This is a genomic window from Hydrogenophaga sp. GW456-12-10-14-TSB4 (assembly GCF_059424305.1).
Window position 1 is genome coordinate 1 of the sequence record NZ_JBWKZH010000018.1, and the last position, 21,211, is coordinate 21,211.

The 21,211-nt window shown below is 68.1% G+C and carries 18 protein-coding genes; 8 read left to right on the forward strand and 10 right to left on the reverse strand.

Features of this window, described 5'->3' with window-relative positions:
* The first annotated feature begins 77 nt into the window (after positions 1-77).
* From AC07ZS_RS11070 to AC07ZS_RS11080, 3 genes are all read left to right on the forward strand, one after another.
* Positions 78-944: a fumarylacetoacetate hydrolase family protein gene (locus tag AC07ZS_RS11070; RefSeq protein ID WP_494798653.1), complete on the forward strand. Its 867-nt coding sequence runs from the start codon at positions 78-80 to the stop codon at positions 942-944.
* Between the two features lie 2 nt (positions 945-946).
* Positions 947-2,518: a bifunctional 3-(3-hydroxy-phenyl)propionate/3-hydroxycinnamic acid hydroxylase gene (locus tag AC07ZS_RS11075; protein ID WP_494798654.1), complete on the forward strand. Its 1,572-nt coding sequence runs from the start codon at positions 947-949 to the stop codon at positions 2,516-2,518.
* A gap of 83 nt (positions 2,519-2,601) precedes the next feature.
* Entirely contained in the window at positions 2,602-2,976 is a 375-nt protein-coding gene (locus AC07ZS_RS11080) for a VOC family protein (RefSeq protein WP_494798655.1), read from the forward strand.
* A gap of 19 nt (positions 2,977-2,995) precedes the next feature.
* Here AC07ZS_RS11080 and AC07ZS_RS11085 read toward each other — a convergent pair whose 3' ends face one another.
* Entirely contained in the window at positions 2,996-3,760 is a 765-nt protein-coding gene (locus AC07ZS_RS11085) for an enoyl-CoA hydratase (protein WP_494798656.1), read from the reverse strand.
* Positions 3,761-3,953: 193 nt separating this feature from the next.
* Here AC07ZS_RS11085 and AC07ZS_RS11090 point away from each other — a divergent pair, with 193 nt between their 5' ends.
* The gene (locus AC07ZS_RS11090; RefSeq protein WP_494798657.1) at positions 3,954-6,224 is read left to right on the forward strand and encodes a patatin-like phospholipase family protein; all 2,271 of its coding nucleotides are present in this window, start codon (positions 3,954-3,956) and stop codon (positions 6,222-6,224) included.
* Between the two features lie 7 nt (positions 6,225-6,231).
* Here the strand turns inward: AC07ZS_RS11090 and AC07ZS_RS11095 are convergent, their stop codons facing one another.
* From AC07ZS_RS11095 to AC07ZS_RS11135, 9 genes are all read right to left on the reverse strand, one after another.
* Positions 6,232-7,047, reverse strand: coding sequence for an acyl-CoA thioesterase (locus tag AC07ZS_RS11095; RefSeq protein ID WP_494798658.1), 816 nt, complete (start codon positions 7,045-7,047; stop codon positions 6,232-6,234).
* Positions 7,048-7,049: 2 nt separating this feature from the next.
* Positions 7,050-8,258, reverse strand: coding sequence for an acetyl-CoA C-acyltransferase (locus tag AC07ZS_RS11100; protein ID WP_494798659.1), 1,209 nt, complete (start codon positions 8,256-8,258; stop codon positions 7,050-7,052).
* 9 nt (positions 8,259-8,267) lie between these two features.
* Positions 8,268-10,667, reverse strand: coding sequence for a 3-hydroxyacyl-CoA dehydrogenase/enoyl-CoA hydratase family protein (locus AC07ZS_RS11105; protein WP_494798660.1), 2,400 nt, complete (start codon positions 10,665-10,667; stop codon positions 8,268-8,270).
* Positions 10,668-10,701: 34 nt separating this feature from the next.
* Positions 10,702-11,139 (reverse strand): DUF2147 domain-containing protein, encoded by a 438-nt coding sequence (locus tag AC07ZS_RS11110; protein ID WP_494798661.1) that lies wholly within the window; start codon positions 11,137-11,139, stop codon positions 10,702-10,704.
* 34 nt (positions 11,140-11,173) lie between these two features.
* Positions 11,174-12,970, reverse strand: coding sequence for an acyl-CoA dehydrogenase C-terminal domain-containing protein (locus AC07ZS_RS11115; protein ID WP_494798662.1), 1,797 nt, complete (start codon positions 12,968-12,970; stop codon positions 11,174-11,176).
* A 40-nt stretch (positions 12,971-13,010) separates the two neighbouring features.
* Positions 13,011-13,718 carry a TetR/AcrR family transcriptional regulator gene (locus tag AC07ZS_RS11120; protein WP_494798663.1) on the reverse strand — a complete coding sequence of 236 codons (708 nt, stop codon included), beginning with the start codon at positions 13,716-13,718 and terminating at the stop codon, positions 13,011-13,013.
* Positions 13,719-13,874: 156 nt separating this feature from the next.
* A complete protein-coding gene (slmA, locus tag AC07ZS_RS11125; protein ID WP_382154158.1) occupies positions 13,875-14,576 on the reverse strand; it encodes a nucleoid occlusion factor SlmA in 702 nt (233 codons plus the stop codon).
* Positions 14,577-14,691: 115 nt separating this feature from the next.
* Entirely contained in the window at positions 14,692-15,591 is a 900-nt protein-coding gene (argB, locus tag AC07ZS_RS11130; RefSeq protein WP_494798664.1) for an acetylglutamate kinase, read from the reverse strand.
* Positions 15,592-15,667: 76 nt separating this feature from the next.
* Complete coding sequence (locus AC07ZS_RS11135) at positions 15,668-17,653, reverse strand: SDR family oxidoreductase (protein WP_494798665.1); 1,986 nt, start codon at positions 17,651-17,653, stop codon at positions 15,668-15,670.
* 184 nt (positions 17,654-17,837) lie between these two features.
* Between AC07ZS_RS11135 and AC07ZS_RS11140 the strand changes: the two genes are divergently transcribed.
* The 4 genes from AC07ZS_RS11140 to AC07ZS_RS11155 all read left to right on the forward strand — a co-directional run bounded on the left by AC07ZS_RS11140 (position 17,838) and on the right by AC07ZS_RS11155 (position 21,204).
* A complete protein-coding gene (locus AC07ZS_RS11140; RefSeq protein ID WP_494798666.1) occupies positions 17,838-18,368 on the forward strand; it encodes a phasin family protein in 531 nt (176 codons plus the stop codon).
* A gap of 120 nt (positions 18,369-18,488) precedes the next feature.
* Positions 18,489-19,736, forward strand: a complete 1,248-nt coding sequence (locus AC07ZS_RS11145) for a patatin-like phospholipase family protein (RefSeq protein WP_494798667.1) — start codon at positions 18,489-18,491, stop codon at positions 19,734-19,736.
* A gap of 12 nt (positions 19,737-19,748) precedes the next feature.
* Positions 19,749-20,408: a TetR/AcrR family transcriptional regulator gene (locus AC07ZS_RS11150; protein ID WP_494798668.1), complete on the forward strand. Its 660-nt coding sequence runs from the start codon at positions 19,749-19,751 to the stop codon at positions 20,406-20,408.
* A 22-nt stretch (positions 20,409-20,430) separates the two neighbouring features.
* Positions 20,431-21,204, forward strand: a complete 774-nt coding sequence (locus AC07ZS_RS11155; RefSeq protein WP_494798669.1) for a tetratricopeptide repeat protein — start codon at positions 20,431-20,433, stop codon at positions 21,202-21,204.
* The last annotated feature ends 7 nt before the right edge of the window (positions 21,205-21,211 follow it).

The window sequence follows — 21,211 nt, forward strand, 5'->3', positions numbered from 1 at the left end:
ACCCTGAAGGAAGCCCAGCGCCGCGTGCTGTTCGCCTCCGTTCCCTGAACCCGTTTTTTCCGAAACCTGACCGCACCATGAAATTCACCACCTACCTGCGCGACGGCGCGCCCCGCCTGGCCGTCGTCGACGGCACCGACCTGATCGACCTGAACGACGCCCAGCCCCAGGTGCCCGCCGACCTGCGCACCGCGCTCAAGACGGGCGTGGATCTGCACGCCGCTGCGAACGCGGCGCTGGCCGCGAAGACCACCCGCCAGCCCCTGGCCGGCACCGCGCTCGCCCCGCTGGTGCCCGAACCCGGCAAGACCGTGTGCCTGGGCCTCAACTACTTCGATCACGCCAAGGAAGGCGGCCGCGAGAAGCCCGACTACCCCTGGTTCTTCTACCGCGGCAGTTCCTCGCTGATCGCGCACGGCGACGCCGGCGTGGTGCCCCGCGTCTCTGGCAAGTTCGACTACGAGGCCGAGCTGGCCGTGGTCATCGGCCGCCAGGTGCCGCGCCACACCACCCAGGCGGATGCGCTGGCCTATGTGTTCGGCTACAGCTGCTTCAACGACATGAGCGTGCGCGACTACCAGAAGCGCACGCCGCAGTGGACCATCGGCAAGAACTTCGACGGCACCGGCGGCTTCGGCCCGGTGCTGGTGACCGCCGACGAGCTGCCGCCTGGCGCCGCCGGCCTGAAGATCCAGGGCCGCCTCAACGGCCAGGTGATGCAGGACGCCAACACCAGCGACATGATCTTCAGCGTGGCCGAGACCATCGCGCTGCTGGCCGAGGTGCTGACGCTGGAAGCCGGCGACGTGATCGTGATGGGCACGCCCGCCGGGGTCGGCCAGGCGCGCACGCCGCCGGTGTGGATGAAGGCCGGTGACACCTTCGAGGTGGAGATCGAGCGCATCGGCACGCTGGTCAACCCCATCGTGAACGAACGGGCCTGACCATGCAACAGCAGCAGCGCGTCTTCGATGTCGCCATCGTGGGCTACGGGCCCTCGGGCGTGGTGGCCGCCGGCCTGCTGGGCCAGGCCGGCCTGAGCGTGTACGTGTGCGACCGGCTCACCGACGTGCACCAGATCCCGCGCGCCATCGCGCTGGACCACGAGATCATGCGGGTGTTCCAGCAGCTCGGCGTGGCTGATGCGGTGGCGCCGTTCTGCGAACCCTTCACGCCCTCGGAGTACTTCGGCGTGGACGGCCAGCTGATCCGCCGCATGACCATGGTGGCGCCGCCCTTCCCGCAGGGCCACACGCCGTCGATGGTGTTCACCCAGCCCGAGGTCGAGAAGATCCTGCGCGCGCGCGTCGCGCAACTGCCCAACGTGGTGGTGGAGCTCGGCGTGGAGATGACCGGCCTCACGCCGCACGACCAGGGCGTGGACCTGGCCATCGGCGATGTGCAGGGCGAGCCCACCCGCACGGTGCGCGCGCGGTACGCCATCGCCTGCGACGGTGGCTCCAGCGCGGTGCGCACCGCAATGGCCATGCCGCTGGAAGACCTGGACTTCGACGAACCCTGGCTGGTGGTGGACGTGCTCATGAACGAGCGCGGCCTGGCCAAGCTGCCCAAAGTGAGCGTGCAGTACTGCGAACCCGAGCGGCCCTGCACCTTGGTCATCGGCCCGAAAAACCACCGCCGCTGGGAAATCTCGCTCAACCCGGGCGAAGACCCGAAGCACGCGGCCACACCAGAAGAAACCTGGCGCCTGCTCTCGCGCTGGATCACGCCCGAGGACGGCACGCTGTGGCGCCAGTCGAGTTACCGCTTTCACGCGCTGGTGGCCCAGCAGTGGCGCCGGGGCCGCGTGTTCCTTGCGGGCGACGCGGCGCACATGCAACCGCCTTTTCTCGGTCAGGGCATGTGCCAGGGCATCCGCGACGTGAGCAACCTCGCGTGGAAACTCACGGCCGTGCTGCGCGGCGAGGTCAGCGGCGCGAGCGCCGAGGCCCTGCTCGACAGCTACGGCGACGAGCGCAAGGCCCACGTGCGCGAACTCACCAGCCGCATCAAGCACGTGGGCGCGGTGATCTGCGAGCGCGACCCGGTGAAGGCCCGCGAGCGCGACGCGGCGATGCTGGCCCAGTGCGGTGGCAAGGTGAAGGACACGCCGCGCCAGGACATCCTGCCGCCGCTGACCACCGGCTGGCTCGCCGCGCAGGACCACACCGCGCGCGGCAGCCTGTTCCCCCAACCCTGGATGCTCAGCGGCCCCCAGCGCCAGCGCATGGACGCCATCGCCGGCAACGGCTGGCGGCTGGTGCTGGCCCCCGGTCAGGCGGTGCCCGGCATCGTGGGTGCCCTGCCCTGGCTGCGGGGTGTGGTGCTGGGCACAGTGGACGCGCTGGAGACCGACGGCGTGGCCGAGGCCTGGCTGCAGCGCCACCAGAGCGTGGCGGCGCTGGTGCGGCCGGACAACTATGTGTACGGCGTGGCCGGCACGGGCGAGGAGTTGGCAACGCTGGTCACCGAACTGGCCACCCGGCTGGGCGCGGCGGCCGAGGCCTGCCCGGCCTGAGGCGGTTCCACGAAAGGCGCCGCATGGGTTGGCATGGCACCCTCGGAGCGCGGATACTCGACGCACCACAGACGCAGCGTCCCATGCCCAACAGGAACACCATCGAGATCAAGGCCTTCCTGCCCGCGATCGACTTCGACCTGTCCCGGCGCTTCTACATCGACCTGGGCTTCACCGAGGCCTGGGCCTCGGAGCAGATGGCCTACCTGCACGCCGGCAGGAGCAGTTTTCTGCTGACGAAGTTCTACGTGAAGGACTTCGCCGAGAACCTCATGATGCACCTGCTGGTGGAGGACGTGGACGCGTGGTGGGCGCACGTCGAGGCGCAGCGGTTGAGAGAGCGCTACGGCGTGCGCGCCGAGCCACCCGAAGACCGGCCCTGGGGCATCCGCGACTTCATCCTGAACGACCCGGCGGGCGTGTTGTGGCGCATCGGGCAGGACATCGAAACAGCGTAGCCGGTCAGCAGATGCCTTTTCACACCTTCGAGAAATCCGGCTTCCTGCGCTCCATGAACGCTCCGAACGCCTCGCGCGCGGCCGGCTCGCCCAGCATGCGGCCAAAGCTGGCGCCTTCTTCGGCCATCACGGCCAGCACCTGCTGCGTCTGGTGCTTCTTCATCAGGCGCTTGGTTTCGATCAGCGCGCTCAGGGGCTTGGCCGCGAGCTTGCGCGCCACGGCCTGCGCATAGCCGGCCGCTTCCATCGGCGGCAGCACGCGGTTGACCAGACCCACCTCCAGCGCGGCTTCGGCCATGAAGGGCTCGCCCAGCAGCAATGCCTCGGCGGCACGGTGGTAGCCCAGCATCTGCGGCACCAGCAGGCTGGACGCGGCCTCGGGGCACAGGCCGAGGTTGACGAAGGGCATGGAGAAGGCGGCGTTGTCACCGGCGTAGACCAGGTCGCAATGGAACAGCATCGTGGTGCCCACGCCCACGGCCGGGCCGCACACCGCCGCCACCAGTGGCTTGGGGAACTGCGCGATGCCGCGCAGGAAGCGGAACACCGGCGAGTCGGTGCCGGCCGGCGGGTTGTTGAGGAAATCGGCAATGTCGTTGCCGGCGGAGAAGATGGTCTCGTTGCCCTGCAGAACGACACAGCGCACGGTGGCATCGTCCTGCGCGACCTGCAGCGCATCGGCCAGCTGGCCGTACATGGCGGCGGTGATGGAGTTCTTCTTGTCCGGGCGGTTGAACGTGAGGGTGCTGACGCCGGCTTCGGTGTGGACGAGGATGTCGCTCATGGGGTGTCTCAGGATGTGCGGGAAGGGACCCGCAAATTACCACGAACGGGCGTGCTTTTTTTGGGCGGCCCATCCAGGGGATGACCGGTGCGTGACAGGGTGTTTCCGGCCGCGCCCGGGACACGGCCCCCGCCTACACTTGCCGCTTCCGGGCGCCACGGCGGCGCCACTGCTCACAGGTGCCGTTCTTCCCATGCCAGCCCGACTTACCGCCCTCATCGTCCACGGCCTCGCCGGCGCGCTCGTCCTGTTGCTGACCGGCGCCCCCGCGCTGGCGCAGCAGGCCCCCGCCCCGACGGCCGAGCGCCCGCGCGTGGGCCTGGTGCTCTCGGGCGGGGGCGCGCGCGGGTTTGCGCACGTGGGCGTGCTCAAGGCGCTGGAGGCCGCGCGCGTGCCGGTGGACCTGATCGTGGGCACGTCGATGGGGGCGATCGTGGGCGGTCTGTACGCCAGCGGCATGACGGCGGACGAGCTGGAGCGCGAGATCCTGGCGGTGAACTGGGGCGACCTGTTCGACCGCCGCGAGCCGCGCCAGCTGCTCTCGCAACGCCGCAAGGAAGAAGACTTCGAGCTCTCCCCGGTGCTGATGCTGGGTTTTCGCGACGGCGCCTTCGTGCTGCCCACGGGCGCGGTCTCCACGCGCTCGTTGGAGATGCTGCTGCGGCGCTACACGCTGTCCACGCGCCACCTGGCGAACTTCGACGGCCTGCCCACGCCGTTTCGCGCGGTGGCCACCGACATGGAGACCGGCAAGCCCGTGGTGCTGGACCACGGCGACCTGGCGGCCGCGTTGCGCGCGAGCATGTCGGTGCCGGGCGTGTTCTCGCCGCTGGCGGTGGACGGGCGCATCCTGGGCGACGGCGGGCTGGTGGACAACCTGCCGGTGGCCGTGGCGCGCCGCATGGGGGCGGACGTGGTGATCGCGGTCAACATCGGCACGCCGCTGGCCGGGCGCGAGACGCTGGGCAGCGTGGTGGGCATCACCACGCAGATGGTGAACATCCTGACCGAGCAGAACGTGCAGGCCAGCATCGCCACGCTGACGCCGAACGACCTGCTGCTGACGCCGCCGCTGGGGCAACTCACCTCCTCCGATTTCGGCAAGGCCCCCGAGCTGGTGAAGATCGGCAACGACTACGCCAAGACGGTGGGGGATGCGCTGGCGCGCTTCTCGGCGGATGCGCCGCGCTACCAGCGCTGGGTGGCCGCGCGCGAGGCGCAGGAGAAGGCCAACACGGGGCGCATCGGCACCGTGGCCTCGGTGACCTTCGAGGGCGTGAACGAGATCCGCGCCGAACGCCTGGCCACCGCGCTGGACACCTCGGAAGGCCAGCGGCTGGACGTGCCCAAGCTCGAGAACGACCTGCAGCGCCTCGCGGCCATGGGCGACTTCGAGGCCGTGGACTACACCCTGACGCGGCGCGAGGACGGCGCCGAGGACCTCAAGGTGCACCTGCGCGAGAACGCCTGGGGGCCGAACTACCTGCGCGTGGGGCTGGACCTGCGCACCGACTTCCAGGGCCAGGGCGCGTTCAACCTGCGCATCAGCCACAACCGGCACTGGCTCAACGACACCGGCGCCGAGTGGCGCAACCGCGTGCAGGTGGGCGAGACGCTGGGCCTCTACTCCGAGATCTACCAGCCCCTGACCCTGCGCAGCGACCGTTTCGCGGCCGCCTACGTGGACGCGAACCTGCGCAAGGTGGAGCTGTTCGGCACCGACGGCGAAGCCCTGGCGCTGGCGCAGCGGCAGAGCCTGCGCGTGGGCGCCGACATCGGCTGGCCCATGGGCCTGCTCGGCAATGTGGGCGACATGCGCGTGGGCGTGATGGCGGCGCAGCGCAAGGTGACGCCGGAGCTGGTCGCGGCCAGCATCGCGAACAGCACCACCTCGCTGAAGTGGCGCGAGGTCGGCCTGCGCGGTGCGGTGATCGCCGATCAGCTGGACTACGCCAACTTCCCGTCGCACGGCTACCGCGCGCAGGGCGAGGTGGTGTTCGGCCGGCGCAGTTTCGACGGCGCGCACAGCAGCAGCTTCACCAGCTTCGAGGGCACGGCCACGGCGGTGACGAGCTGGGGGCCGCACACCATCAATCTCGGCGCGCGGCTCGCCAAGACCAACCAGATCCCGCTGGGCGCGATCGACGAGTATTCGCTCGGGGGTTTCCAGCAGCTCTCGGGCTACCGCGTGGGCCAGGTGGCGGGCAACTACCTGGTGTTCGGCCGCCTCACCTACTACCAGCGCCTGCCCTGGAGCGTGGGCGTGGCGCGCGCCCTGTTCGTGGGCGGCTCGCTGGAAGCCGGCAACGCCTGGACGGCGCGCCGCGACATCTCGCTGGGCGATCTGCGCGCGGGCTCCAGCCTGTTCGTGGGCGCGGACACCGGCATCGGCCCGCTCTACCTGAGCATCGTGAGCGCGCCGCGCGGCTACACCGGGCTTTATCTGTTCCTGGGCAGACCCTGAGCGCGGGTCACTCCTTGTAGTAAACGATCTGGTGCGTGGTGGCCAGCAACACGCCGGCCTCGTTCCAGAGCTGCGCGCTCTGGTCGAAAAAGCCATTGCGGAACGCCTGGCCGCGCGCCTGGGCCAACAGCCAGCCGCTGCCGGTGGCCGTGTGCTCGGCCGAGCCGGCGTGGAAGTACACCGTCATCGACACCGTGCCCGTGGGCACGGGCTTGGCGCGGCGCAGCCAGACGCGCGGGTAGAACACATCGGCCAGCGCGGACAGGCTGGTGAAGTCGAGCCCGCGCTGCGGTTCGTCGCGCACCCACATCTGGATCAGACTGGTGTCGCCCTGGCCGTCCCAGCGCTCGGGGATGGTGCCGGTGATGAAGCGCATGGCGTAGCGCTGGGGCCAGGCCACCTGCGGCGCGATGGTGGCCTGCGCGACGCTCTCGGGTGCGGGCACGGCGGGCAGGGGTTCGTCGTCCACACCCCAGGTCTCGCGCCGCACGGCGGTGACGGCCGTGCCGGTAAGCACCGTGGCGGGCACGCCGTCGGCGCCGGGCTGGGTGATTTCCAGCACCCAGTGCTGGGTGGAGCGGTTGGTGCGCACCGGCCGCGCTTCGATGGCGAAGTCGCCGTCGGCCAGCGCGGCAGCGTAGTTCACCGTGAGCGAGATCGGCTCGCCCAGGCGCTCGGGGTGCTGCATCACCGACTGCATGGCCGCGGCGGCCGTGATGCCCCCGAACGGCCCCACCATGTTGGCGTAGGCGGGCGAGGTGGCGCCGCGGTATTGATGAGCGCCGGTGGGGTGCAGCGCAACGGCCTGGTCGAGCGCGTGCATGCTCAGACCCGCTCGAAGATGCCTGCGGCGCCCTGGCCCATGCCGACGCACATCGTGACCATGCCGTACTTCTTGTTGTGCCGCTTGAGCGCGTGCACCACGGTGGCCGAGCGGATGGCGCCGGTGGCGCCCAGCGGGTGGCCCAGCGCGATGGCACCGCCCATGGGGTTGACCTTGCTCGGGTCCAGGCCCAGGGTGTTGATGACGGCGAGCGACTGCGCGGCGAAAGCCTCGTTGAGCTCGATCCAGTCGATCTGGTCCTGCGTGAGGCCGGCGGACTTCAGCGCGGCGGGAATGGCCTCGATCGGGCCGATGCCCATCAGGTGCGGCGGCACGCCGCGCGAGGCGTAGCTCACGAAACGCGCCAGCGGCGTGAGGCCGAAGCGCTTGATGGCCGCTTCGCTGGCCAGGATGAGCGCGCCCGCGCCGTCGCTGGTCTGCGAGCTGTTGCCGGCGGTGACCGAGCCGCGCGCGGCGAACACGGTGCGCAGCTTGGCCAGTCCTTCAATGGAGGTGTCGGACCGCGCGCCTTCGTCCAGGCTCACGGTGCGCGTGCTCGTGCTGACTTCGGCGCTTTCCAGATTGACGCTGCGTTCGGTCACTTCCACCGGTGTGATCTCGTCGCTGAACTCGCCGTTCTTCATGGCCAGCACGGCGCGCTGGTGCGACTGCAGGGCGAAGGCGTCCTGCGCCTCGCGCGAGACCTTCCACTTCTGCGCCACCTTCTCGGCCGTGAGGCCCATGCCGTAGGCGATGCCGTAGCTCTCCACGTCGTCGGTGTTGCGGAAGATGGTGGGCGAGAGGCTGGGCGAGTTGCCCATCATGGGCACCATGCTCATGCTCTCGGTGCCGGCGGCAATCATCACGTCGGCCTCGCCCACACGGATGCGGTCGGCCGCCATCTGCACGGCCGAGAGGCCGGAGGCGCAGAAGCGGTTGACGGTGATGCCACCCACGCTGTTGGGCAGGCCGGCCAGGATGGCGCCGATGCGCGCCACGTTCAGGCCCTGCTGCGCTTCGGGAATGGCGCAGCCGCAGATCACGTCCTCGATGGCCTTGGGGTCCAGGCCCGGGGCCTGCGCGAGCGCCGAGCGCAGCGCGAGGGCGAGCATGTCGTCCGGGCGCAGGTGCTTGAAGGAACCCTTGTGCGAACGGCCGATGGGGGTGCGGGTGGCGGCGACGATGTAGGCGTCTTGAATCTGTTTGCTCATGTCGTGTCCTTAGTTGCGCACAGGCTTGCCGGTGTTGAGCATGCCCAGGATGCGTTCCTGCGTCTTGGGGTGCACGATCAGCGAGCAGAAGGCCTGGCGCTCCAGCGTCATCAGGTAGTCCTCGTTCACCAGCGTGCCGGGCTCGACGTCGCCGCCGGTCACCACGTTGGCGATCAGCGAGGCGATGTGGAAGTCGTGCTGGCTGATGAAACCGCCGTCGCGCATGTTGACCAGGCTGCCCAGGATGGTGGCCTTGCCATCGCGGCCGGCCACCGGGAACAGGCGCTTGTGCGGTGCGCGGTAGCCGCCGTTGAACAGGCCCTTGGCTTCGTTGATGGCCACGTACAGCAGCTCGTCCTTGTGCGGCACGATCACGTCGGAGTGCAGCACGTAGCCGAGCTGGCGCGACTCGATGGCGCTGGTGCCCACCTTGGCCATGGCAGCGGCGGTGAAGCCTTCGGTGAGGAAGGGCAGCAGGTCCTTGCCCGTGGAGGTCTCGGCGTTCTCGGCCGCGCGGCGCGCGATGTAGGTCAGGCCGCCGGCGCCGGGCACCAGGCCCACGCCGACTTCCACCAGGCCGATGTAGCTTTCCATATGCACCACGCGGCGCGCGCTGTACACGGCCATCTCGCAGCCGCCGCCCAGCGCCAGGCCGCGCACGGCGGAGACCACCGGCACGTTGGCGTAGCGCAAGCGCAGCATGGTCTGCTGCATGAAGCCTTCGGCGTCTTCGATGGCGCTCACGCCCACGGCCATGAAGGCCGGCAGCATGGCCTGCAGGTCGGCGCCGGCGCTGAAGGGCTCGTCGCCCGACCAGATCACCAGGCCCTGGTACTCCTTCTCGGCCAGGTCCACGGCGGCCATCAGGCCTTCGCAGACCTCGGGGCTGATGGCGTGCATCTTGGTCTTGATGCTGGCGATGAGCACCTGCTCGTCCAGCGTCCAGAGGCGGATCGAATCGTTCTCTTCGAGGGTGCTGCCGGCGGTCTCGAATGTCGGGCCGGCTTCGCCGAGCAGCAGCTCGGGGAAGTGCTGGCGCTGGTAGACCGGCAGTTGCAGGCGCGCTTCAAACGCGCCCTTGCTGGGGTTCCACGAACCCTGCGCGGTGTGCACACCGCCCGCTTCGGCCACCGGGCCCTTGAACACCCACTCGGGCAGCGGCGCCTTGCTCAGCGCCTTGCCGGCGTCGATGTCTTCCTGGACCATCTTCGCCACCTCGAGCCAGCCGGCTTCCTGCCAGAGCTCGAACGGGCCCTGCTTCATGCCGAAGCCCCAGCGCATGGCCTGGTCCACGTCGCGCGCGGTCTCGGCAATGCTGGCCAGGTGCACAGCGGCGTAGTGGAAGCTGTTGCGCAGAATGGCCCAGAGGAACCGGCCTTGCGGGCCTTCGCTGTTGCGCAGCAGCTTCAGGCGCTCGGCGGCCGGGCGCTTGAGCATGCGGCCGTAGACCTCGTCGGCCTTTTCGCCGCCGGGCACGTACTCGCCGCTCTCCAGATCGAAGCGCAGGATGTCGCGGCCGACCTTCTTGTAGAAGCCGGCCTTGGCCTTCTGGCCCAGGTTGCCCAGCTCGATGAGCTTCTGCAGCACCGGCGGCGTGCCGAAGCTGCCGTAGAACGGGTCGCTCTCCAGGCTCAGGTTGTCCTGCAGGGTCTTGACCACGTGCGCCATGGTGTCCAGGCCCACCACGTCGGCGGTGCGGAAGGTGCCGCTGCTGGCGCGGCCCAGGCGCTTGCCGGTGAGGTCGTCGACCACGTCGTAGGTGAGGCCGAAGTTCTCCACCTCCTTCATCGTGGCCAGCATGCCGGCGATGCCGATGCGGTTGGCCACGAAGTTGGGCGTGTCCTTGGCGCGCACCACGCCCTTGCCCAGGCCACTGGTGACGAAGGTCTCCAGGTCGTTGAGGATCTGCGGCTCCGTGGTGGGCGTGGCGATCAGCTCCACCAGCGTCATGTAGCGCGGCGGGTTGAAGAAGTGGATGCCGCAGAAGCGCGGCTTGATCGCCTCGGGCAGGGCCTCGCTGAGCTTGGTGATCGACAGGCCCGAGGTATTGGACGCAACGATGGCGTGCTCGGCGATGAAGGGCGCGATCCTGGTGTAGAGGTCGAGCTTCCAGTCCATGCGCTCGGCGATGGCCTCGATGATGAGGTCGCAGTCGCGCAGCTGCTCCATGTGCTCTTCGTAGTTGGCCTGGCCGATCAGGTCGGCATCGGCCGCCACGCCCAGCGGCGAAGGCTTGAGCTTCTTCAGGCCCTCCACCGCGCGGGTGACGATGCCGTTCTTCGGGCCTTCCTTGGCGGGCAGGTCGAACAGCACCACCGGCACCTTGACGTTGACCAGGTGCGCGGCGATCTGCGCGCCCATCACGCCTGCGCCGAGCACGGCGACTTTCTTCACTTGAAATCGGTTCATTGGTTTTCCATGAAAGGGGTCGGACGCGCGGGCTTCACTCGACGCGGATCCACACCTGAGTGCGGTAGAACGGGCCGATGTAGCCGCGCATTTCCAGCTTCTTGCCGTCTTCGACGGGCTTGAGGCGCGTGCGGTAGACCTTGCCGTTGTTCGGGTCGACGATGTCGCCGCCGTCGTAGACGGTCTTGTCGTCGGCGCTCTGCTTGAGGTTGCGCAGGATGGTCATGCCCAGCACGGGCTTGTCCTTGCGCTCGTCGGTGCACTTGTCGCACACCGCGTCCTGCTTGCTGCTGGGGTCCAGCAGCTTCTCGATGGTGCCGCTGTAGACCCCATTGCTTTCCTTGATGCGCACCAGGGACTTCTCTTTCTTCGAGTCGTCGTCGATCGTTTTCCACAGGCCCACGGGCGACATCTGCGCAAGGGCGTGGCCGGCGAAGACGAGGAGCGAAGCGGCAAGCGTTGTCTTGATCATGGAAGTCTCCTGGTGGTGGTGGGAAAAGACGGGTTTACGCGAGCGCAGCGTCGGTGTCCATCAGCACCTTGCTGCCGGCGCGCGCGGTGCGCATCAGCGTCGCGGTCTCGGGGAACAGCTTGGCGAAGTAGAAGCGCGCGGTCTGCAGCTTGGCGGTGTAGAACGGGTCGGTGTTGCCAGCCGCGATCTCGCGCAGCGCCACCTGGGCCATGCGGGCCCAGAAGTAGCCGAACACCAGGTGACCGGCCACGCGCAGGTAATCCACGGCGGCGGCGCCCACTTCGTCGGCGTTCTGCAGGCCCTTGAAGCCGATCTCGGTGGTGAACTTGGTGATCTGCTCACCCAGCACGGCCAGCGGGTTGATGAACTCGGCCATCTTCTCGTTGACGCCCTCTTCCATCACCAGCGCGCCGACCAGCTTGCCGAACTTCTTGAGCGTGGCGCCGTTGTTGCCCAGCACCTTGCGGCCCAGCAGGTCCAGGCTCTGGATGGTGTTGGTGCCTTCGTAGATCATGTTGATGCGGGCATCGCGCACGTACTGCTCCATGCCCCATTCCTTGATGTAGCCGTGACCGCCGAACACCTGCTGGCACTGCGTGGTGGCGTTGTAGCCGTTGTCGGTCAGGAAGGCCTTGGTGATGGGCGTGAGCAGCGAGAGCATTTCGTCGCTGTCCTTGCGCACCTTCTCGTCGGGGTGGTGGTGTGCCTTCTCCAGCAGCACCGAGCAGAACATGGCCAGCGCGCGGCCGCCTTCGGCATAGGCCTTGGCGGTGAGCAGCATGCGGCGCACGTCGGGGTGCACGATGATCGGGTCGGCCGGCTTGTCCTTGGCCTTGGGGCCGGTCAGCGAGCGCATCTGGATGCGGTCCTTGGCGTAGGCCAGCGCGTTCTGGTAGGCCACCTCGGTCAGGCCCAGCGACTGGTTGCCCACGCCCAGGCGGGCCGCGTTCATCATCACGAACATGGCCTGCATGCCCTTGTTGGGCTGGCCCACCAGGGTGCCGATGGCGCCGTCGATCACGATCTGCGCGGTGGCGTTGCCGTGGATGCCCATCTTGTGTTCCAGGCCGCCGCAGTAGATGCCGTTGCGCTCGCCGAGCGAGCCGTCGGCCTTCACGTGGTGCTTGGGCACGATGAACAGGCTCACGCCCTTGATGCCGGGAGGCGCGTCGGGCAGGCGGGCCAGCACCAGGTGGATGATGTTGTCGGCCATGTCGTGTTCACCGGCGCTGATGAAGATCTTGTTGCCGGTGATCTTGTAGGTGCCGTCGGCCTGCGGCTCGGCCTTGGTGCGCATCAGGCCCAGGTCGGTGCCGCAGTGCGGTTCGGTCAGGCACATGGTGCCGGTCCATTCGCCGCTGGTCATCTTGGGCAGGTAGGTCTTCTTCTGCTCGTCGGTGCCGTAGGTGTGCAGCGCGGCGTAGGCGCCGTGCGTGAGGCCGGGGTACATGGTCCAGGCCTGGTTGGCCGAGTTCATCATTTCGTAGAAGCACTGGTTCACCACCAGCGGCAAGCCCTGGCCGCCGAACGCGGGGTCGCACGACAGCGCCGCCCAGCCGCCTTCGACGTAGGTCTTGTAGGCGTCCTTGAAGCCGGTCGGCGTCTTGACTTCGTGCGTCGCCTTGTCGAGCGTGCAACCTTCGGTGTCGCCGCTGATGTTGAGCGGGAAAATCACCTGCGAGGCGAACTTGCCGGCTTCCTCCAGCACGGCGTTGATGGTGTCGGCGTCCACCTCGGCATGCTGGGGCATGGCCTTGAAGTCGTCGGTGACCTTGAGCACTTCGTGCATCACAAACTGCATGTCTCGCAGGGGCGGGTTGTAAACGGGCATGAGGAACTCCTGTGCTGGGTTTGTGAAAAGGCGAAAGGAATCAGCCCTGCGGCTTGCGCGCAGGAGCCGGGGATTTGCGGGCGCGCGCGGGGGCGTCGCCGGAGGGATGGCTGTAGCGCTCCACGATGCCCTCGAAGGCCTGCAGCGCGCGGCGCACCGAGTCGGGGCTGCGCAGAAAGCGGGCTTCATAGTGCAGCGCGAGGATCTGTGCGTGGATTTCAAACGCCATCTGTGACGCGTCGGTGTCGGCCGCCAGGTGGCCTTCCTCGACCGCAATCTCGACCGCGCGGCGCATGGCCGTGAGCCAGGTGTTGACCGAACTGGCCAGCGCGTCGCGCACCGGCCCGGGCCGGTCGTCGAACTCGACCGCGCCGCTGATGTAGATGCAGCCCGAGTCGATTTCCACCGAGGTGCGCTTCATCCAGTTGTCGAACAGCTTGCGCAGGCGCGGGAGCCCGCGCGGCGCGACCATGGCGGGGTAGAACACCTCGTCCTCGAAGCGCGTGTGGTACTCGCGCACCACCGAGATCTGCAGCTCCTCGCGCGAGCCGAAGTGGGCAAACACGCCAGACTTGCTCATCTGCATGACCTCGGCCAGCGCACCGATGGACAAGCCTTCCAGGCCGATCTGCGTGGCCAGACCGAGCGCGGCATCGACGATGGCGGCCTTGGTCTGCTGGCCCTTCTGCAGGGGCTTGTGGGCCGGGGCGTCGGCGCGCGCGCGGCGGGCAGTGGGTGTGACGCTCATGGGTTCGGTCCTGGTTGGATGAGGGGTCAAAAAAACGACCGCTCGAATAAATACGAACGGTCGTTCTATTTTTACCGCAAAACCGGCCCCCGGTGCAAACCACCGGCGATTTGTGTGAGGTTTGTTTAGGGGCTGTGCCCTAAATGCCGCGCTTCTTCAGTGGCGGACGATGGGCAGCAGCAGCGCGAGGCTGTGCTCCAGGCTTTCGCTGGGCGAGCGCTTGAAGCCGCTGCGCGCAAAGCGTTGCAGGCGCCCGACGCAGAACGCCGTGATGGCCGAGGCATCGGCCTGGGCATCGACAGTGGGCGTGGCGGCCCCGGCCACCAGCGAGGTTTCCCGCAGGTTCTGGCGCAGCGCGGCCTCGATCTTGTCGAAGAACAGGTTCATGCGCTGCTGCAGGCGCTCGTTCTCGAACACCAGCGCATCGCCGACCATCACGCGCGTCATGCCGGGGTTCTTTTCGCCGAATTGCAGCAGCAGGGTGACGAGCTTGCGCGAGCGCACGTTGGCGTCGGCTTCGCGCTCGCCGAGCTGGTTGATGAGGCCGAACACCGACTGCTCGATGAACTCGATCAGGCCCTCGAACATCTGGGCCTTGCTGGCGAAATGCCGGTACAGCGCGGCTTCGCTCACCTCCAGCTTGGCCGCCAGGGCGGCGGTGGTGATGCGCTCGGCGCCCGGCTGCTGCAGCATGGTCGCCAGGGCTTCGAGGATCTGCACCCGGCGCTCGCCGGGTTTGGGCCGCTTGCGCCCACCACCCCCATCGGCATGGGCCGCCGCGTCGATGGCCTCGGCGGCTTCGCGCGCGGCAGCGGCTTTGTCTTCCGGGGAGGGGGACTCAGGGGCGTTGGATGTCATGGGCGAGCGATCCGTGTGGTTTCAAACATTCTCGCACAGCCCTTTGACTTTTTATCAACGCCATTGGGCCCTCCAAAGACAGTGAGTGACCGCCTCGATTGAGCGGCCTGGCCGCTCAGTGGGAGCGGATCATGGTGCCGAAGGGCTCGTTGCCGAGCACCTCCAGCAGCAGGGCGTGCGGCACGCGGCCGTCGATGATGTGAACCGCGTTCACCCCGCTCTTGGCCGCATCCAGCGCGCCGGCGATCTTGGGGATCATGCCGCCGGAGATGGTGCCGTCCACCACCAGGTCGTCGATCTGGCGCGGCGTGAGTTCGGTGAGCAGCTGCATGTCCTTGTCGAGCACGCCGCGGATGTTGGTGAGCATGAGCAGCTTCTCGGCCTGCAGCACGGTGGCCAGTTTGGCGGCCACCACGTCGGCGTTGATGTTGTAGCTCTCGTTCTGCTCGCCAAAGCCGATCGGGCTGACGACGGGGATGAACTGGTCGTCCTGCAGGGCCTTGACCACGGAAGGGTCGATGCTGACGATGTCGCCCACCTGGCCGACGTCGTGCTCCAGGTTCGGGTCTTTCTGGTCGGTCATGCGCAGCTTCTGCGCGCGGATCATGGCGCCGTCGCGCCCGGTCAGGCCCACGGCCTTGCCGCCGGCCTGGTTGATCAGGCCCACGATGTCCTGCTGCACCTCGCCGGCCAGCACCCACTCCACCACTTCCATGGTCTCGGGGTCGGTCACACGCATGCCCTGGATGAACTGGCCCTGCTTGCCCAGGCGCTTGAGCAGCGTCTCGATCTGCGGGCCGCCGCCGTGCACCACCACCGGGTTGATGCCGACCAGCTTGAGCAGCACCACGTCCTCGGCGAAGTCCTGCTGCAGGGCCGGGTCGGTCATGGCGTTGCCGCCGTACTTGATGACCATGGTCTTGCCGTGGTACTTGCGGATGTACGGCAGCGCCTGCGCAAGGATCTCGGCCTTGTCGCGCGGCGCAATGGAGGTGATGTCGGTGGGCTCGGTCATGCGGGTTCCTGCTAAGCGGGCAAAAGCGAAATTCTAGGGCCGGCGCATGACTCGCCCGCCGGCCCCGGGCCCGCGGTCAGAAGTGAATGCCGCGCATCATCTGCTGCATCGCCACGGCTTCGGGCGACAGCTGCGGTTTGGCGCCCTTCTCGCCCTTGGCCGCCGACGAGTCCGGGAACATGCGAAAGCTGGTGTTCATCACGATCTGCGCCACGCGCGGCACCAGCGCGTGCATCACCTGGCCGGTGACGCCCAGGCGCGTGGCGATGCGCACCGGCTTGAAGATGCAGGCCTGCGCAATCATGTCGGCCGCCTCTTCGGGCGCCAGCGTGGGCACGTTCTGGTAGATCTTGGTGGGCGCGATCATGGGCGTGCGCACCAGCGGCATGTTGATGGTGGTGAAGGTGATGCCCTGGTCGGCGAACTCGCTGGAGGCGCAGCGCGTCCAGGCGTCCAGCGCGGACTTGCTGGCCACGTAGGCCGAGAAGCGCGGCGCGTTGGTGAGCACGCCGATGGAGCTGATGTTGACCACGTGGCCTTTGCGCTTGGCCACCATGCCGGGCAGGAAGCCCATGGTCACGCGCAGGCAGCCGAAGTAGTTCAGCTGCATGGTGCGCTCGAAGTCGTGGAAGCGGTCGTAGCTGCCTTCGATGGCGCGGCGGATCGAGCGGCCGGCGTTGTTGATCAGAAAATCCACCCCGCCGTGGTTCTGGATCAGCAGCTGCACGAAACGGTCGGCGTCGGCCATGTCGGCAATGTCGGCCGGGTAGGCCACGAACTGGTAGCCCTTGTCCTTGGCCTCCTTGCAGGCCTCGTCCAGTTTGTCCTGGTCGCGCCCGCAGATGATGGTGACGGCACCGGCCTCGGCGAACTTGTGCGCCGCCGCCAGGCCGATGCCCGAGCTGCCGCCGGTGACCAGCACCACCTTGCCCGCCACCGTGCCCTTGAGGCTGCGGTCGATGTGCAGGTCGGGGTCGAGGTGGCGCTCCCAGTAGTCCCACAGGCGCCAGGCGTAGTCCTTGAGGTTGGGGCACTCGATGCCGCTGCCCTTGAGCGCGGCCAGCGTCTCGCGGCAGTCGAAGCGCGTGGGGTAGTTGACGAAGGTCATCATGTCTTCGGGCAGGCCGAGGTCCTGCATGACGGCCTTGTAGACCCGGCGCACCGGCGCCAGCGCCATCAGCCCCTTCTTCACGCTCTTGGGGATGAAGCCCATCAGCGCGGCGTTGACGAACAGGTTCATCTTGGGCGCGTGCGCGGCCTTGCTCAGGATGTCGAGCACATCGCCCACGCGGTAGCCCATGGGGTCGACCAGGTGGAAACAGGCGCCGCTGCCGCGCTTCTGGTGGGCGATGTGGTCGAGCGAATCGACCACGAAATCGACCGGCACGATGTTGATGCGCCCCCCCTCCAGGCCCACGCTGGGCATCCAGGGCGGCAGGATCTGGCGCATGCGCTGGATCAGCTTGAAGAAGTAGTAGGGCCCGTCGATCTTGTCCATCTCGCCGGTGCGCGAATCGCCCACCACGGCGGCCGGGCGGTACACGCTCCAGGGCACCTTGCATTCCTTGCGCACGATCTTCTCGCTCTCGTGCTTGGTCATGAAGTAGGGGTGATCGACGTTCTCGGCCTCCTCGAACATGTCCTCACGGAACACACCTTCGTACAGGCCGGCGGCGGCGATCGAGGAAACGTGGTGGAAATGGCCCGCACCGATCGCCTTGGCGAACTCGACCGTGTTGCGCGTGCCGTCCACGTTGACGGCGATCTGGCTTTCCTCGTCCGCCTCCAGGTCGTACACCGCGGCGAGGTGGAAGAAGTGGTCGATCTGGCCTTTGAGCGCCTTCACGTCGTCGGCCGACACGCCCAGCTTCTTGGCCGTAAGGTCGCCGAACACGGGCACCGCACGCGATGCGCCCACGCCCCAGTACTCGCGCAGCCCCGCCACCTTGCCTTCGCTCTCCTGACGGATCAGGAAATGCACCACCGCGCCCTTGCGCTGCAGCAGCTTGGCCACCAGGCGTTTGCCAATGAAGCCGGTGGCACCGGTGACGAAGTAATGCATGAAGGTCTCCTGAGCGGTTGGATCACAAAAGGCGGGAACGCCGTGTGCCCGCCATTCTTGACCAGGAAGACAGCCCCCGCCTTCCGCAAAAACCCGCGTGGGGTTTAGTTGTGCGCCCCTACACAGGCCCGGCGCACGGGCCGTACAGTGGCCCGTCTTTCCAACCCCTCCAGGAGCATTCCCCATGGTCAAGAAAATCCAGAAGAACGGCAGCGCGGCCAAGCCCACCGCCGCGGCCTTCAACTCCCCCCTGTCCGGCGCCATCAAGGACTCCGCGCAGCAGATCTGGCTGGCCGGCCTGGGTGCTTTCTCCAAGGCGCAGGAAGAAGGCGGCAAGGCCTTCGAGTCGCTGGTGAAGGAAGGTCTGTCCATCCAGCGCAAGACGCAGGCCGTGGCCGAGGAGCGCATCTCCGAAGCCACCAACCGCGTGAGCAGCATGGCCGCCGACATCTCGTCCAAGGCCACCGGCCAATGGGACAAGCTGGAAAACATTTTTGAAGAACGCGTGGCCAAGGCGCTGAACAAGCTGGGCGTGCCGTCCGCGCGCGACGTGGAAGCGCTGATCGAACGCATCGACGCGCTGAACCGCCACGTGCAAAGCCTGGGCGGCAAGGCCCCGGCGAAGACCGCCGCACGCAAGGCCGCACCTGCAAAGAAGGCCGCCCCCGCCAAGAAGGCGGCCGCACGCAAGGCGGCGCCGCGCAAAGCGGCCTGAGCCGATGCGGGCCGGCCACGGCACGATGAACCAGGGGGCGCATGACGCCCCCTTTTCGCGTGCGCACCGCATGCTGCATCGCAGCACTTTCGCCGTGCCTCGCCGTCTACACTCAAACGCATGACGACGTCCCGCAAAGCCTCCCACCCAACGGCCATGCAGAAGTCGCGCCGTCCCCGCATCGCCCTGGCGCTGGCCGGCGGCGGGCCGCTAGGGGCGATCTATGAAATCGGCGCGCTGTGCGCGCTGGACGACACCCTGCAAGGCCTGGACCTCAACGGCTGCGAGCACTACGTCGGCGTGTCCGCCGGCGGGTTCATCGCTGCCGGGCTGGCCAACGGCATCCGCCCGCGCCAGCTGTGCGAGGCCTTCATCGAAGACCGCCCGGGCGACGACAACTTCGACCCGTCCTGGCTGCTCAAGCCGGCGTGGGGCGAGTTCGGCGACCGGCTGCAGCGCCTGCCGCGCCTGATCGGCAGCGCCTTGTGGGCCTGGGGTGTGCACCGCAAGCCCTTCACCCACGCGCTCGAACGCGTGGGGGCTGCGCTGCCCACCGGCGTGCTCGACAACGAGGGCATCCACCATCAGATCGAACGCCTGTTCAGCCAGCCGGGGCGCAGCAACGACTTCCGCGAACTGCGCGCGCGCCTGACCCTGGTGGCCACGCAGCTCGACACCGGCGACGCCGCGCCCTTCGGCCGCCCGGGCTGGGACCATGTGCCGATCTCGCGCGCCATCCAGGCCAGCGCGGCCCTGCCCGGCCTGTTCCCGCCGGTGGAAATCGGCGGCCAGCACTACGTGGACGGGGCGCTGAAGAAGACGCTGCACGCCACGGTGGCGCTGGACGAAGGCACCGACCTGCTGCTGTGCCTGAACCCGCTGGTGCCCTTCCACACCAACCCCAGCCTGCACGACGGCCGGCGCATCCCCTCGCTGGTTGAAGGTGGCCTGCCGGCGGTGATGAGCCAGACCTTCCGCTCGATGATCCATTCGCGGCTGGCGCTGGGCCTCAAGCACTACGAGCGCGCCTACCCCGGCACCGACATCGTGCTGATCGAGCCCGACCAGCGCGACGCCACGCTGTTCTTCGCGAACACCTTCAGCTACCGCCAGCGCCGCGAGATCGCGGAACACGCCTACCAGCAGACGCGCCGCATGCTGCTGGACCGGCAGGCCGATCTGGCGCCGCAACTCGCGCGCCACGGGGTGGTGCTGGACCTGGCCGCGCTGCGCGATCCGCACCGCCGCCTGCTCGGCGCTTCGCGCAAGCCGCCGGCACACACGGCCCTGGCCGCGCGGCTGCACGCCACGCTGGACGAACTGCAGCGGCACCTGGAAGGTTCCGCCGCGCCGGCCCACAGCCGCTGAAAGCGCCGCGCCATGGCCAAGAAAGCCCCGCGACGCACCGCCGAGCGCATCCTGGAGGTGACGCTGGAGCTGTTCAACCGCTTCGGCGAACCCAACGTCTCCACCACCCTGATCTCGGCCGAGCTCGGCATCAGCCCGGGCAACCTGTACTACCACTACCCGGCCAAGGACGAGCTGATCAACTCGCTTTTCGAGCGCTACGAGCGCGCGCTCGGTGAACTGCTGAGCGCGAGCGAAGGCGTGCGCAACGTGGAAGACGCCTGGTTTTTCCTGCACTCGCTGTTCGAGATCATCTGGGAATACCGCTTCCTCTACCGCGACCTCAACGACCTGCTGTCCAAGAACCGGCTGCTGGAAACCCGCTTCCAGACCGTGCTGAAGAACAAATCGCGCGCGATCCGCCTCCTGCTCGACGGCATGAGCCGCCACGGCGCGGTGAGCATCGACGCGCGCGAGAGCGAGCCCACCGCCACCAGCATGGTGGTGGTGCTCACCTACTGGCTGAGCTTCGAGTACGTGCGCGACCCGCGCAACGCCCTCGAACCCGACAACGCGCAGCAGGCCCTGCTGCGCGGCGCACACCACGTGCTCAACCTGCTGGCGCCCTACCTGGAAGCCACGCAGCGGCAACACCTCATGACGCTCACCGGCGCCTACGGTCCCCAATCCTGAACACCTCCCGGGAGAATCCACCATGGCCGACTGGAAACCCTTTCCCTCTGCAGGCCACACCGCGCTCGACGCCGATCGGCTCAAGGCGCTCTGGAACCGCCTGCACCGCGGCGACGCCGAACCCTGGCCCGACGAATCGGCCGTGGTGCAGGCCTGGGTGCTGTTCCACAACGGCGAGTTCCAGCGCGCGGCGGAAGCCGGCCTGGCGCTGGGCGATGCCGGCATGAACGTGGCCAACAAGGCCACCTGCATCTACGCCAACTACCTGGAAGCGCGCACCCAGGTGCGCCAGGACCTGCTGCTCGAGGCGGCGGCCCGCGCCGAAGCCCTGCAGCGCCGGCAGGCCGACCACACCGGCGCCTGGTATTGGCAGGCCTACGCCCTGGGCCGCTACAGCCAGGGCATCAGCGTGGCCAAGGCCCTCACCCAGGGCCTGGGCGTGCGCATCCGCCATGCGCTGGAGACGGCGATCGCGCGCTGCCCGCAGCACGCCGACGCCCACCTCACCCTGGCAACGTTCCACGCCGAGGTGATCGACAAGGTCGGCAGCATGGTCGGGGGCATGACCTACGGCGCGAACAAGGCCACCGGCCTGGCGCTGTACGAGAAGGCCATGGCACTCAACCCGGATTCGGTCGTGACGCTGACCGAATACGCCAACGGCCTGGTCATGCTGGAAGGCGTGGACGCCCTGCCCGAGGCGAACCGCCTGCTCGACCGAGCGGCGTCGATCGAACCGCAGGACGCCATGGAGCGCCTGTACGTCGCATCGGCGCGGGTGGCGCTGGAGAGCTGAGCCGGGC

Coding starts and splice junctions, on each gene's coding strand:
- AC07ZS_RS11155 (WP_494798669.1), top strand. CDS start 20,431: ATGGCCGACTGGAAACCCTTTCCCTCTGCAGGCCACACCGCGCTCGAC.
- AC07ZS_RS11145 (WP_494798667.1), top strand. CDS start 18,489: ATGACGACGTCCCGCAAAGCCTCCCACCCAACGGCCATGCAGAAGTCG.
- AC07ZS_RS11110 (WP_494798661.1), bottom strand. CDS start 11,139: ATGATCAAGACAACGCTTGCCGCTTCGCTCCTCGTCTTCGCCGGCCAC.
- AC07ZS_RS11135 (WP_494798665.1), bottom strand. CDS start 17,653: ATGCATTACTTCGTCACCGGTGCCACCGGCTTCATTGGCAAACGCCTG.
- AC07ZS_RS11100 (WP_494798659.1), bottom strand. CDS start 8,258: ATGAGCAAACAGATTCAAGACGCCTACATCGTCGCCGCCACCCGCACC.
- slmA (WP_382154158.1), bottom strand. CDS start 14,576: ATGACATCCAACGCCCCTGAGTCCCCCTCCCCGGAAGACAAAGCCGCT.
- AC07ZS_RS11115 (WP_494798662.1), bottom strand. CDS start 12,970: ATGCCCGTTTACAACCCGCCCCTGCGAGACATGCAGTTTGTGATGCAC.
- AC07ZS_RS11070 (WP_494798653.1), top strand. CDS start 78: ATGAAATTCACCACCTACCTGCGCGACGGCGCGCCCCGCCTGGCCGTC.
- AC07ZS_RS11075 (WP_494798654.1), top strand. CDS start 947: ATGCAACAGCAGCAGCGCGTCTTCGATGTCGCCATCGTGGGCTACGGG.
- argB (WP_494798664.1), bottom strand. CDS start 15,591: ATGACCGAGCCCACCGACATCACCTCCATTGCGCCGCGCGACAAGGCC.
- AC07ZS_RS11140 (WP_494798666.1), top strand. CDS start 17,838: ATGGTCAAGAAAATCCAGAAGAACGGCAGCGCGGCCAAGCCCACCGCC.
- AC07ZS_RS11150 (WP_494798668.1), top strand. CDS start 19,749: ATGGCCAAGAAAGCCCCGCGACGCACCGCCGAGCGCATCCTGGAGGTG.
- AC07ZS_RS11095 (WP_494798658.1), bottom strand. CDS start 7,047: ATGCACGCGCTCGACCAGGCCGTTGCGCTGCACCCCACCGGCGCTCAT.
- AC07ZS_RS11105 (WP_494798660.1), bottom strand. CDS start 10,667: ATGAACCGATTTCAAGTGAAGAAAGTCGCCGTGCTCGGCGCAGGCGTG.
- AC07ZS_RS11085 (WP_494798656.1), bottom strand. CDS start 3,760: ATGAGCGACATCCTCGTCCACACCGAAGCCGGCGTCAGCACCCTCACG.
- AC07ZS_RS11080 (WP_494798655.1), top strand. CDS start 2,602: ATGCCCAACAGGAACACCATCGAGATCAAGGCCTTCCTGCCCGCGATC.
- AC07ZS_RS11120 (WP_494798663.1), bottom strand. CDS start 13,718: ATGAGCGTCACACCCACTGCCCGCCGCGCGCGCGCCGACGCCCCGGCC.
- AC07ZS_RS11090 (WP_494798657.1), top strand. CDS start 3,954: ATGCCAGCCCGACTTACCGCCCTCATCGTCCACGGCCTCGCCGGCGCG.